This window comes from Paenibacillus polygoni (genome assembly GCF_030263935.1).
Classification (GTDB): Bacteria; Bacillota; Bacilli; order Paenibacillales; family Paenibacillaceae; genus Paenibacillus; species Paenibacillus polygoni.
Genome location: NZ_CP127162.1, coordinates 1,203,930 through 1,217,157, shown reverse-complemented (window position 1 = coordinate 1,217,157; position 13,228 = coordinate 1,203,930). Strand labels below are relative to the sequence as shown.

Annotated in this window: 13 protein-coding genes and 1 pseudogene; 6 read left to right on the top strand and 8 right to left on the bottom strand. The window is 42.0% G+C overall.

The features are described from left to right. Positions 1-102: 102 nt before the first annotated feature. The 3 genes and pseudogenes from QPK24_RS05810 to QPK24_RS05800 all read right to left on the bottom strand — a co-directional run bounded on the left by QPK24_RS05810 (position 103) and on the right by QPK24_RS05800 (position 1,163). Positions 103-411: an RNA-dependent RNA polymerase family protein gene (locus tag QPK24_RS05810; RefSeq protein ID WP_285746953.1), complete on the bottom strand. Its 309-nt coding sequence runs from the start codon at positions 409-411 to the stop codon at positions 103-105. A gap of 73 nt (positions 412-484) precedes the next feature. After that, positions 485-847 (bottom strand): annotated as a pseudogene (locus QPK24_RS05805) (reverse transcriptase domain-containing protein). Next, positions 732-1,163: a hypothetical protein gene (locus tag QPK24_RS05800; protein WP_285749536.1), complete on the bottom strand. Its 432-nt coding sequence runs from the start codon at positions 1,161-1,163 to the stop codon at positions 732-734. Before QPK24_RS05800 ends, QPK24_RS05805 begins: the two are co-directional and overlap by 116 nt. 896 nt (positions 1,164-2,059) lie before the next feature. On the opposite strand from QPK24_RS05800, the gene QPK24_RS05795 reads away from it, so the two are divergent. Next, on the top strand, positions 2,060-2,635 hold the full coding sequence (locus QPK24_RS05795; protein WP_285746951.1) for a hypothetical protein: 576 nt from the start codon (positions 2,060-2,062) through the stop codon (positions 2,633-2,635). Positions 2,636-2,805: 170 nt separating this feature from the next. Further along, positions 2,806-3,657 (top strand): FG-GAP repeat domain-containing protein, encoded by an 852-nt coding sequence (locus tag QPK24_RS05790; RefSeq protein WP_285746949.1) that lies wholly within the window; start codon positions 2,806-2,808, stop codon positions 3,655-3,657. Positions 3,658-3,751: 94 nt separating this feature from the next. Here the strand turns inward: QPK24_RS05790 and QPK24_RS05785 are convergent. The 3 genes from QPK24_RS05785 to QPK24_RS05775 form a co-directional block, all read right to left on the bottom strand. Continuing rightward, a protein-coding gene (locus QPK24_RS05785) for an IS3 family transposase (RefSeq protein ID WP_285746947.1) occupies positions 3,752-5,082 on the bottom strand; the annotation gives its coding sequence in 2 pieces (ribosomal slippage) (positions 3,752-4,704 and positions 4,704-5,082; 1,332 coding nt in all). 163 nt (positions 5,083-5,245) lie between these two features. Further along, positions 5,246-6,253: a glycoside hydrolase family 43 protein gene (locus QPK24_RS05780; RefSeq protein WP_285746945.1), complete on the bottom strand. Its 1,008-nt coding sequence runs from the start codon at positions 6,251-6,253 to the stop codon at positions 5,246-5,248. A 331-nt stretch (positions 6,254-6,584) separates the two neighbouring features. Then, entirely contained in the window at positions 6,585-7,535 is a 951-nt protein-coding gene (locus tag QPK24_RS05775; protein WP_285746943.1) for an arabinan endo-1,5-alpha-L-arabinosidase AbnA, read from the bottom strand. A gap of 376 nt (positions 7,536-7,911) precedes the next feature. Between QPK24_RS05775 and QPK24_RS05770 the strand changes: the two genes are divergently transcribed. From QPK24_RS05770 to QPK24_RS05760, 3 genes are all read left to right on the top strand, one after another. Next, positions 7,912-8,829 (top strand): ArsR/SmtB family transcription factor, encoded by a 918-nt coding sequence (locus QPK24_RS05770; protein ID WP_285746941.1) that lies wholly within the window; start codon positions 7,912-7,914, stop codon positions 8,827-8,829. Between the two features lie 228 nt (positions 8,830-9,057). After that, the gene (locus tag QPK24_RS05765; protein ID WP_285749124.1) at positions 9,058-9,804 is read left to right on the top strand and encodes a threonine/serine exporter family protein; all 747 of its coding nucleotides are present in this window, start codon (positions 9,058-9,060) and stop codon (positions 9,802-9,804) included. Positions 9,805-9,880: 76 nt separating this feature from the next. Continuing rightward, complete coding sequence (locus tag QPK24_RS05760) at positions 9,881-10,318, top strand: threonine/serine exporter family protein (RefSeq protein WP_285746938.1); 438 nt, start codon at positions 9,881-9,883, stop codon at positions 10,316-10,318. A 44-nt stretch (positions 10,319-10,362) separates the two neighbouring features. Here QPK24_RS05760 and QPK24_RS05755 read toward each other — a convergent pair whose 3' ends face one another. Together QPK24_RS05755 and QPK24_RS05750 are read right to left on the bottom strand one after the other, a co-directional pair. Continuing rightward, entirely contained in the window at positions 10,363-10,860 is a 498-nt protein-coding gene (locus tag QPK24_RS05755) for a GNAT family N-acetyltransferase (RefSeq protein ID WP_285749122.1), read from the bottom strand. Positions 10,861-10,976: 116 nt separating this feature from the next. Beyond that, entirely contained in the window at positions 10,977-11,837 is an 861-nt protein-coding gene (locus tag QPK24_RS05750; protein WP_285746936.1) for an SDR family oxidoreductase, read from the bottom strand. A 220-nt stretch (positions 11,838-12,057) separates the two neighbouring features. On the opposite strand from QPK24_RS05750, the gene QPK24_RS05745 reads away from it, so the two are divergent. Beyond that, positions 12,058-13,149, top strand: coding sequence for a M24 family metallopeptidase (locus tag QPK24_RS05745; protein WP_285749120.1), 1,092 nt, complete (start codon positions 12,058-12,060; stop codon positions 13,147-13,149). Positions 13,150-13,228: the final 79 nt, after the last annotated feature.

Genomic DNA, 13,228 nt, shown 5'->3' with positions numbered 1-13,228 from the left:
ATTTTCCTTCTTATTCCTTTTTAAAATTCTGTTTTTATAGAGTGCATTAATGCATAGACTGCGCTTGCTGATTCCAGCTTTGCAGGATTCGCTTCATATCGGCTACGTAAAAGTATCCGATCCATCCGCGTATGTAGCCTTTACGTTCTCGATAACCTGCCTAGCGTTCCTTCCTAGGCTTTGGCTTGTTAGCTCTTTCAGTTTCTTCTTCGCCTTTGCTAGAGATTGCCTATAGGTGCGGATATAGACTCCGCTCCCGTTCTTCCCTAGAGCATAGCCAAGGAATTTAAAGTGCTTCTGGGCTAGTACGCTGACGACCTTACTTTTCTGCGCATTAATTGTGAGTTTCAGTTTGTTCTCTAGGTACCTTTGGCTCGTCTCAGTATTCGGACCGCTGCTCGTTTGCTTCACGCTAGCACCACGATGTCATCCCCATAGCGAATGACATTAGCTCCTCGACTTTCCATCTCCTGATCAAATTCGTTCAAATTGCTAGAAGTGGCGACAGTGGGCCTCCCTGTGGGGATCCTTCTTCCGTGTCGCGTCGTAATCCGTTTTCCATGACCCTACTTTTTTTAAAGTATTTCTTAATCAGGTCCGTTACATCTTTATCCGTGACCTGTTTGTGTAGGAGGTTCATTAATAGCTCGTGGTTCAGCGTATCGAAGTATTTTGAGAGGTCAATTTTTACAGATTAGCCATTTCCTTGCTCCACATAGCTTTTCACCCTCCTAATTGCCTGCTGGGTGCTCCGTCCCGGACGGTAACCATAACTTCCGTTCGAAAAGAGCGGTTCGAACATCGGTTTCAGCTGCTGAGCAATGGCTTGCTGGATAATGCGATCCACCACCGTAGGAATACAGAGCTTTCGCACGCCACTCCAATCCGTTTTGGGGATTTTTTTCGCCGTACTGGGATCGGTTTGTATCTCCCAGCCTGGATACTTTGTAGGAGTTCGTCTCTATTTTCTTGCAGCCACGGAAGTGCCGCTCGACGGTCATTCCGTCATTCCCTGGCGCTCCATGTTTGCTATTGACTCGCTTGTAGGCTTTGTCCAGGTTTCCCCTGTTTAGTATCCTTTCTAGCAAGTCCATTGCACCGTCTCTTTCTCTGCTTTTCCGAGTATCGATGCTCCGCGCTCCTGCATTCTTCGTGTTCCACACTATCCCTTTGTAGGCAGCTCTATCAGTATTCTGCTTTCATCATACTAATTCTCCTTCGAGTAGGTATTCAAGACTTACAATTATTCAGCCCTTTCCGAGAAAAAAACTCCCGGTACTATGGCCTATGCCGACTTCTCACAGCAAGCTTTACTCCGTCATTCGGTATTTTTTTCCTACTCCACGTCTTGTGAGATCTCCCCGGGTAAGAACGATTACCTTCCCCTCATCTATCTGCCACATCTACATCATGGGATTCGGGCAGTATTGGACATTGCTTTGGTAAGCAAGCTCGTACGTCCCACGATGCCTTATATATTAATGCTGTTCGTCGTACCAAGGGTTTGCCTCCGGCTTCCTTTAGATTCCGCCCCACAAGACTGTTTTGATACCTAGCCTCTCATCGTGTCCGGTTGTTTCATAACAATATGAACATTATCATGTACTATGGTACTTCATAAGGTTTTGAGTGTATGCGCTCGATGTTTAGATATCCATCTAATCGGTAATAGGACCATGTACTTGTCCATTCTGGCAATCGGTACAAGTTCTTGTCCTTGGCTTGGGACACGAACTTGTACCGATAAAACAAAAAAGCCGCTAAAATAGCGACTTTAATGGGAATATGTTCTTGTCCCTCAACAACTTGAGTTCGAGTAACATGACGGGGTAATTATGCTACTGTGCTACAATATAAATAACCAAATAATACAAATAAAACATTTAAGAGTAATACCGATCCATATCTCGATATTTTTAACCAATAATACTGCTGATGTTTGTGTTCAAACTACCAAAATATGATTCAAGAAGAATAGCACATGAATATTATGAATCTTATCATTCTATCTCAGCAAACAGATTGAGAAACGATTTCTTATAGAAAAGGAGATCTATCCATGCAGCCTAATCGAAGAATAGGCGCTCATTTTATTTTTGTATCGCTCCTAATTGGAGCTTTACTGATATGGTTCCTTTTTAATATGAATTCTAAAGATAACTCACTTACTGCAGTCCCTCCCTTAGTGGTAGAGGAACCTTCCTACACAGATACGTATTCCGTTAGCACAAATTCAATGAGATATGAAACGGTTCAGATTCTAGAGCAATATGCTGATTTAATTATTATTGGAACACCAACAGAGAATTTTGAAGCGAGAAAACATGTCATCACAAAATATAATGATGGAGCAATGCAAGACTTTTATACTTTGACGGAGATGAAAATCAATAAAATTATTAAAAAACCTGATGATTTTTCTAAAAATCAAGAAACGATAATAATCATTGAACCGGTTGGTGTAACGGGTACAACGAAGTTTACTAGTAACGGTTACGTAGAAATTCAAAAAGGGGATCAAAGTGTCCTTTTCTTAATGAAAAACACCTTTGGAGATTATGGCATCATTAATAAAAATCTAGGCAAGTTCAGTCTTCATTACAAAGAGAATCAAGTAAAACGAATAGCAGAATAATCCGAAAGACAATCCTTATCTTCAGAAGATCAAACCGAACAGTTCGAAAAATTTTATGTTGAGGTAATGAAAAAATATGATTTGAAATAAATCTTTAGTATTCATCTGGGCATTCACCCATCATGAAGATCGAACATACGCTGTTGTAAAAAAGATGGAGGACTCTCTATATGATGATACATCCTAATCCATACTTCTACGCACCCACACATTGCTATCGCGCAAGTCTTCAACCCCGCAGTCAGACTATATTTTCTCCGTATGCCACCTATACCTACGTTCTTCAAAACTTTCGTAACAAGCGTGCTCCATTTGAACATGAATCTCCGATCGTTACAGGCGACTTTACCGGGGATGGTACTGTAGATACAGCCAGACTTGCCTGGAATAAAAGCGCACCTGACAGCGAATATGTAACGGATATTACTCTTCTTATTCGAAATGGCAGTACAGGCGCAGAAGCTTCTTTTCCTCTCCCGGAAAAGTCCGGTTACAGCCCTACTCTCTTTGCCGGAGATTTTACAGGGGATGGAATACCGGATCTATTTATCTCCATTCAATCCGGAGGTTCAGGAGCAATGACGAATAACTTCCTCTATACTTATCAAGAGGCGGTGCTCCGTACTCTTTTTGATACCAATCAATACAACGAAGAACAGAAATACACCGTAGAGTATCTTGATTATTACCGGATGCGGGTAACGAGCTTAAATAACCGGCAATCGTATCTTATTGATATCTCCTCCCGCGGAAGTGACTACTTATCGGATATTTATAACGAGAATGGCAAGCTGAAGCAACCACTGCAAGGCGACGTCTTACCCGTAAGCGGGGTATATCCTGTGGATTTTGATCAGAATGGAGTCTACGAACTTCTTATCTTCCAAGGAATTATGGGGCAATATAATGCAGATCGGTTCGGATATGTTCAAAATGTCCTTACTTACAAAGAAGGCCGATGGAATTTCATGAATCAATGGGTGGCTGTTTACGGAACAGATCTTGTGATACCTAGGCTATAAAAGGCTCTTCTGAACAATAAGAAGAGGACTCTCGTCCGATGTTTGAACTGAACCCTATTAAGTAGACAGTTTTAAAAAAAGGATGTGCCGCTGTTTAAGCGGCAATGAGATGACTTCGGTATGCTGCCGGAGTCATCTTTTTTAATGTCCATTGCTTTCTTGTATTGTTATAGTGGTCCATGTAATCATCAACCATTCGTCTTAGTTCTACTATACTGGTTGCTTGTTTATAAGGTATTTCATCTTTCATGTGCCCAAAGAAGGATTCCATTGGCGCGTTATCTAGGCAGTTCCCTCTTCGCGACATAGATTGTAGGAGTCCCATCCTCTTTACACGAGACTGGTACTCCGGATGGGTGTAATGAAAACCTTGATCCGAGTGAATCATGGCTTCCGGATGTAGTCGATTCCCGATAAAGTCTTCTAGTTTGCTTAACGTTCGATAGACAATTTCCATCCGTAAACTCGTTGAAAGTTCATAAGCGACAATTTCCCGTGTCGCCACATCTTTTACACAAGACAAATAAGCCGTTTTACCACCCTGAATTTGCAAGTAAGTAATGTCGGTTACGAATGTTTTCCCAGGTTCCTCTTGGTTGAACTGACGTTTTAAGTGGTTTGGTACCTGGCGGTGAGCTTCTGTAGCTTTGGCTAGCGTACGATAAGGATTTGCTCTTCGTACTTTGGCAAAGAACTGAAACTTGCGCATTAAACGTAAGATTTTTTTATGATTCATGGGCTGACCGGCCTTTTCAGCAACTTTCATATACAAACCACGATAACCAATTTTCCCATTGGCTTGATCATAAATTTCTTTTAGAAAGAGATAATCTTGATAATCTGATTCTTCACTCAGGGTTCGTTTTTCTCCGTTTTGAAGCCACTTGTAATAGCCACTAGGACTTACTTTAGCTACTTCACATAAGTAACGGACCATGTTTTTTAATTGATAGAGTCGAATCGTTTCATTGATGGCTTGGTATTTCTCTCGAGCTGTTAACGACGATTCTTCTTCGCCTGCCTTTCTAACTCGTCTAGCTTTTTTAGTAAAGACAACTCCGCCTCTAGCAATCGAATACGAGCTTCTGCTTGAGATAATTTCCTTTCTGCGGAGGCATTTTCTTTCTTAGGACGTCCTTTACTGCCTTTTCCTCGACGTTCTTCAAAAAAACCATTTTCTCCATAGGTTTGAAAGGTTCTGCGCCAACGATCTAAAGCACTTCGTGCTTTACTTAGGCCAATCACCTTCAAATCAAATCCAGCTTCTGTGAAAATTTCTGCCGGTCCTTTGCCAGCTTGGTTTTGTTTAACCGCTAGTACTTTGAAGTCAGGAGTATATTGAATCGTTCGATCTGTCACGATTCTAACATTTGGATTGGCCTCTAATTGTCTTTGTTGGTGTTCATTAAAGATAATCTTACTCATGAAAAATACTCCGTTCTAAAAAATTGTAATGTTAGTATAACGGGACTTTTCTAGAAAGAAAATAGAAAAACCCCGAATGGCAGTCACTTTTTTAAGTGTCTACCATTCGGGGATCAGTTCAGTTCCGGATGAGAGTCCTCTTTTATTAAGAGCATCTTCGGTATTACCCTTTAACAAGCTCTTTCTGTTGTAGAGAAATTGGACCATCTGCTACCGGAATACCAAAGTTCGGCGTACCGTCTTCGTTCCAGCCGAAGACTTGCGCTCTGGCATGACGGTTTCCATCGTAGAGAGGATCTCCAACAGTCTCTTTGTAATTTCTTGCATGGTAGATCACAATATCAGTCTCTCCATCTGGAGAGGTAGTGAAGCTATTGTGGCCTGGGCCATATTGTCCATTCTCCTCGCTCGTTTCAAATACAGGTTCCTTGCTCTTAATCCAGGAAGCGGGGTCGAGCAGGTCTGCATCTTCTGAAGCAGTAAGAAGCCCCATTTTGTAGTTATGATCCGTTGCGCTGGCTGAATAACTGATGAATATTTTACCATTTTTCTTCAGTACAGCTGCCCCCTCATTTACTAGAAACCCTATAACTTCCCAGTCGTATTCCGGTGTAGTAATCATGGTTTGCTTGCCTTTAAGCGTCCACGGATTCTCCATTTCAGATATGTAGAGGTTAGAATTCCCTTTAATATTAGGATCTTGTTGTGCCCATACGTAGTATAGTTTACCACGATGTTTAAACGTCGTAGCATCCAGTGCGAAGCTATCCCACTCGGTCATAACCTGCCCCTTCTCTACCCATGTTCCTTCAAGTGGATTTGGAGATTCGTTCTCAAGAACGTACATACGGTGACGGAAAGAGTGATCCACTTCTCCTTCTCTCGCTTGACCTGCTGCAAAATAGATATACCATTTGTTATCAATATAATGGATTTCAGGTGCCCAGATATTTTTACTCATCGGTCCTGATTCATATTTTCTCCACGCGACAACGGGTTCTGCTCCTGCCAGCTCAGCTAGTGTTCTCGCACGTCGCACTTCAATTCGGTCATAGGAAGGAACGGAACCTGTAAAATAGTAATAACCATCCTCATGCAAATATACCCAAGGATCTGCACGCTGGGCCACGACTGGATTATTCCACTGCATAGGATTCTGCTGTAAACTCATAGATTATATCTCTCCTCGTAAATATTGTGTATACCATCTTATAAGTGTATTTCTTGAGATATAAGGAAGCGGACACGAATCATAGAGCACTCTTCCCCATATCTTAAAAAAGCCTTCTCCCCAAACTGCTGTAAACGTATACATCGGTCTCGTGGAGAAGGCAACTTACAAGGTCTCTGGCAGGTTTAGCTCTTCTAGTTCCTTTATAAAAAATAACAATGGGTAAATCACTTTGTTTGTTTTTATAATGTAACAAATATTGGGAGACTGTTCAACGTTTTTTTAAATCATTTTAAATAAATTTAAACACAAAGTTAAAAAACGGTGTGTTTTAGTATTTCGGCCATCCACTCGAGTCCCAATTCAGATCACTAATCAGCAGTTTAGGATTTCCATTATCTTCTGCATCGTAAGCGTGTCTTGCAATGATGTTCGTGCCGTAAATGTCTTGTCCGCCTGGACCCTTCCATTTATCGTTCCCCGTATCAAGGATCGTTCCACCGCCACTAAGCATATCGACACCATTCTTATCAACAAAAGGACCGGTAATATTCTTGGAACGTCCGTATACAATTTTGTACGTACTATCTACTCCCTTACAACAGCTGTCGATGGAAGCAAAAAGATAATAATATCCGTTTCGGTATACCATACTCGGTCCCTCAATCGCTCCAGAGTTCGAAGGTCTTGCTGCAATGGATGTGATGCTGCCAGTTGGTTTCATCGTATTCTTGTCAATCTTCGTCAGCTTAATTCCACTCCAGTAAGAACCGAACACAAGCCAAGGTTCACCAGAAGCATCGATAACCAAATTCGGATCAATTGCGTTATAATTGTCAGAGGTTGTTGTTCTAAGCACAAGTCCATCATCTCTCCACTGCCCTGCACCTATGCTTGATGCGGAAGCTAGTCCGATTGCAGACTGATTAGAACCAAACGAAGAAATGGAATAGTAGAGCCATACTCTGCCGTTGTATTCCTGAATGTCTGGAGCCCATACGTCATTCGTAGTTTGTTTTGGAACATAAGTTTTCCACCAAGCAGGCGGAGTTAAGAAAATCTGCGGAACCCGGTACCACTGTGTACCATTATCTGATTTGAGCACCTGAATTCCTTGACCTGTTGAAAAGGTATACCAACTGTTTCCTTCCTTGATAATGCTAGGATCATGAACACCCGTATCTCCTGTTACATTCCAGAATGCAGCAAAACTCGGTGAGCTGAGACCAACTAACGAACCTGCGAGTAAACCTGCAATTAACCATTTCTTGCCCTTTTTCATAATTACACCACCCTCATAGGATTGGACTAGACTATTTTACTTTGCATTTATATAAAATAGTTTAGGCTTACCAGATTATAAAAGCGTTTTCATTTCTTGGCAAGGGTAAATTTTCCTGGTTTTATTTTCTGAGATAATGGTTGTCCCCAGCATTTTCATCGATTAGAATATGGTGAAGTAAGCCGCTTTGTAACGGTCGATCCCTTGTGGGATAACGTTCCATCCGTTATTTCTTTTATGCAGCAATCTATTGTATGATTACTACTATACTGGTACGATACTGTTTTCTACCTTTTTAAACTTATTTCAACTAAACTCGCAGTGAAATGTGTGACTGCAGATGCCGTCTTTTTCATTGCCGGGAAAGGAATCTATCATGATCTATATAAAAGATTTAATGTCTGGCGTTCCCATCTTCAAAGCGCTTAGTTCGGAAGTTCGAGTTCAAATTATAGAGATGTTATCTCATCATCAAAGCCTTAACCTTAACGATATCGCAAATCGGCTTCAGCTTACGAATGGTGCAGTGACGATGCATATCAAAAAGCTAGAGGAAAGCGGCCTCATTAATATCAACACAGCCGTAGGTAAACACGGAATTCAAAAGATCTGTTATCTGAATGAAGATAAGCTGATGGTGGATCTCCGTAGTCAAGAAGTACATAATCGCTATGAGGTAGAGGTTAAAGTAGGTCATTTCAGTAATTACTATGCGGTTCCTACTTGCGGCCTAGCTACAAAGGACAGCATTGTGGGTGATTTCGATGAACCTCGTTATTTCGCAGATCCGATGCGAATTGATGCTGAACTGATCTGGCTGTCAGAAGGATTTTTGGAATACCGGATTCCGAACTACTTGAAATCAAATGAAACCTTCAGCGAGATTCAATTCTCTATGGAGCTGAGCTCCGAGGCACCGGGATTTAATAATAACTACCCTTCTGATATTTACTTCTATGTGAATGGGATAGAGATCGGCTGCTGGACAAGTCCTGGCGATTTCGGAGATACGAAAGGTACATTTAACCCAGATTGGTGGCCGCCGCATCTGAATCAATATGGGATGCTGAAGCTGATTCGAATTAATGAAGAAGGAAGTTTTATTGATGGCTGCCGCATATCTGATGTTACACTCAGCCATATTGGTCTTCATTACAAGAGCGATATTCTTCTTCGAATTGCTGTAACAGAAGGAAACACGAACAAACGAGGACTCACTCTCTATGGTAAAAATTTTGGTAACTATAGTCAGGATATTCTCGCTCGTGTACTGTATAATATTGATCATTCATAACACACAAATGATCGATTATTTACATTCATAAATTCCATGAATGCACGTATATAGCGCCTGCTTTCTTGACGATACCCAGCCATCGGTATTGCAAAGAACTCAGGCGTTTTGGCAGTTTTCGGTTTCTTATGGAAATTGAAAAAATTATGATACAATATGTAATTAAACCTACATAAAGAAAGTGAGAGAACGATTTTGGACAAAGTGGAACCATCGATAACGACAGACATGAACGACATAACGACTAAAATTATCGAGGTGTGTTTGCTTGCCGGAAAAATTATGCTTCAAAGCGGGGCAGAAACCTACCGAGTTGAGGATACAATGATGCGAATTGCTTCCGCGTACGGAATGCCAAGTTCAAATAGTTATGTAACTCCGACAGGGATTCTTTTCTCTACGGATTCACTCAGTCCTGCCAAAATCATTCGAATTTCAGAACGCACGACCGATCTTCATAAGGTGTCAGCTGTCAACAACGTTTCCAGAATGATTGGAAATCAAGAGCTCAATCCTTCTGAAGCTTATCACAAATTAAAAGATATCGAATGTTCTTCTGTTCAATTTAGTGTTCCGATGCGGACGGCTGCGGCTGCACTAGCCAGCGGCTGCTTCACGATTATGTTTCAAGGACAATGGGTTGATTTTTTACCTGCCATTTTGTGCGGAGGAGCAGGATATACTGCCGTAAGTTTATTTCAGCGGCTTGTACAAGTTCGCTTTTTCTCAGAGTTCATTGCCTCCTTTATCATTGGATTGTTATCCCTGTTTCTCGTCTATATCGGAGCAGGTAAAGAGCTCGACAAGATTATTATCGGCTCTGTCATGCCGCTTGTTCCGGGTCTAGCCATTACCAATGCCATTCGGGATCTAATGGCCGGCCATCTCGTATCGGGATTGTCCAAAGGGGCAGATGCTTTCTTAACCGCCTTTGCTATTGGGGCGGGGGTTGCTGTGGTATTCACCTTAATGTAAATCAAGACATGATCGATTATCGTTCGTATTATTTTATAAATCTGTGATGAAAAGAAAGATGAGGTTTTCCGGTGTTATGCTTATTCCGATCATTGAACAGGGGCTTACCAGTTTTATTGCCTCTCTCCTATTCGGCCTGATTTTTAACGCGCCCAAAAATATGCTTATTCCATGCGGAACGGTTGGCATGCTGAGCTGGCTCATTTATTTTGTAATCGAACCGGGATACCAAGCGGTTTCCGCCACGCTCGCTGCAACAGTAGTTATTGGCGTGATGAGCCAGCTTTTTGCTCGAAAATACAAACAACCTGTCATTATCTTTAGCGTAGCGGGCATTATTCCTCTCGTCCCCGGCGGTCTTTCTTATAATGCCATGCGTTATTTTGTACAGAATGATTATTCAACCGCAGTAGAGCACGCAGCAAAAGCTCTGATTCTCGCAGGTACCATTGCTGTTGGACTCGTTCTCTCCGAAGTGCTGAACCAAGCTTTCCGTAGAAAAGTAAAGTCATAACAAAAAAACTCGCCTTTCTAAATAGAAAGAGCGAGTTTTCTTATTTAAGCATCCAGTTTCTTGCCAAGAACGGCAAGATCGCGTTTTTTTCCATCAAGTACAGCGATTTCGGGATAGTAGCCCCACTGTTCAAACCCAAACTTTCTCAATAACCGCAAACTGGGCTCGTTATGTCCGAATACAAATCCGAGCAAGGTCGTCACCTGAATACGTGAACAATCTTGAATGATTTTTTCCATGAGCCTGCTCCCTGCACCGGTTCCCCGATAAGCTTCACTCACATAAACACTAACTTCTGCTGTAGCATCATAGGCCGGTCTTCCATAAAAGGAACTCAGACTCACCCAGCCTGCCATCTGTCCGTCGACTCTCATGACCCATAGAGGGCGCTTATCAGGAGTATGCTCTTCAAACCACGGAATGCGGCTCTCTACCGTAACCGGTTCCAAATCAGCTGTCACCATACGCCCTGCAATCGTAGAGTTATAAATGGCAACAATATCAGGGAGATCATCTCGCTGTGCATAACTAAATTCAATCATTGGTTCCAAGTGCAGTCTCCCCCTAGGTCTAGTATCTTACACCTTATCATCTTATATTTTATATTTTTAAGCGAAAACCGGCTTGATTCCTTTAGGAATAATCCTAGTTCATCACTTCACTCTAGCTCAATAGGCAGTCCCGTCTGCCGTGCACTCCAGTTCCATAAAAAAGCGGCCGTATCCTTATCCAGTGCGTTCGGTTTTAGTTCCTGAATTTCTTGTTCATAAAAATATTCTCCTGTGATCCCTTTTACTTCAGGATGGACCGCCAGATAAATTGCTGTTCTTGCCCCTTCCTCTGGCGTAAGAAATGAAGGGATTTTTCGCACCATCGCCATAATGGCTGTTCCAAAACCCGTTGTACGATTAATTCCAATGTTCGTTCCAACCGCCCCCGGATGAAGTGCATTGACAGTTATATTCGTCTCTTGAAGACGCTCAGCAAGTTCTCTCGTAAACAAGATGTTGGCGAGCTTGGATTGTGAATAACTTTTAATTACATGATATCGTTTCTTTAAATTTGGGTCTTCCCGGTGAATCTTCCCTGCCTTATAAGCGCCTGAAGAAACGTTAATGATCCGGGCTTCTGCCGCTGCCTTAAGAGAAGGAATCAATAGCCGGGTTAATAAATAATGTCCTAGATGATTCACGCCGAGTGTCATTTCAAATCCATCGGAAGTCTCTTCTCTTCTTAAGCAGATCACACCCGCATTATTAATCAGAACATCGAGCTTTGGGTGGATGGCTGTAAACTCCGACACAAAACTCCTTATACTATGTAAAGAACCTAGATCCAGCTTCATGAGTTCGATCTGTTTGGACCCAGTGGCCGTGATCGCTTCTTTCAGAGCAATACGTCCTCTTTCCTCATTTCTGCAGGCCATCACAACATGGTATCCCTGTAACGCAAGTTCCATGGAGGTCGCTAGTCCCATTCCTGAATTCGCACCGGTGACTATTGCTATTTTTGTATTCATTCCATTCATCCTTTCGGGTGGAAACAGACATGCCTTACTATTATCATACAAGAAACGAACCACAAAAGAAAACAAGTGATCAAGCAAAAGAAAGTCATATAACAAGAGGTTTATGATAAAATCACAGGGAATTCATTTATTTGTTTTTCTCTCTTTTGGGATTTTTGTGGAGAAGCTTTATAATAGGTATTGATACTGAAAGAAAAGGCGGTAACGAATGATGACAAAACAACCTATCTCATTACTGAATCAAGCAATCACTACTCATGCACTAGACGGCGTTCTCATTACCGATCCCAAACATGTATACTACCTGACTGGATTTGCAAGCGACCCTCATGAACGTTTCCTTGGTCTTGTTCTGGTACAAGGCGAAGAGCCTACTTTAATCGTACCGAGCCTCGATGAAGAAGCAGCTTCAGCGGCTTCTACGGTAAAGAATATCGTCACTCATCAAGATACAGATAACCCTTATCATATCTTAAAAAAATACCTTCCTCGTGCGATGAACAATTTTGGAATCGAGAAAGATCATCTATCTTTGTCCAGATATGAAGAACTTGTTCAGTATGCGGATGCCAAAAAATTTGTAGATATCGGCCCGCTTCTTCGTGAACTGCGTGTTCGTAAAGCACCTCATGAAGTAGAACGAATGAAAGTTGCAGCGAATATGATTGAAGAAGTGCTCCGCAGAGGACTCACTCACGTGAAAGAAGGCGTAACCGAGGTTGAGCTTGTTGCTGAAATGGAATATCAGATGAAGAAGCTCGGCGCATCTGGTCCTTCTTTTGATACCATGGTTCTCAGTGGTCCAAATACGGCACTCCCTCACGGCGTACCTGGCACTCGTAAACTTGCTTACGGTGACCTTCTGATGTTTGATATGGGCGTATATGTCAACGGTTATGCTTCTGATATTACCCGTACCTTTGCTTTTGGAGAACTATCTCCTGAACAGACAAAGGTGTATAATACCGTGCTCGAGGCCAATCTAAAAGGAATCGAAAGTGTGAAACCAGGTGCTACTTTAGCTTCTGTTGATTTGGCTGCTAGACAAGTAACGATTGATGCTGGTTATGGGGACCGGTTCCTCCACCGTCTTGGACATGGTCTTGGTATAGATGTGCATGAATATCCTTCTGTCCATGGTGCAAATCAGGAATTGTTGACCGAAGGAATGGCCTTTACCATTGAACCCGGTATTTATATTCCAGGTCTCGGCGGTGTCCGGATTGAAGATGAGGTTATTGTAACTGCAGATGGTGTAGAACTGTTAACAAGCTTCCCGAAAGAACTGCAGATTCTCGGCTAATCTGTAAATATATACTCAGCTATATTCAGTTGTCCTATATAGAAAATGAAAAAGGTGCCCCTTTTTACGAGTATCATGC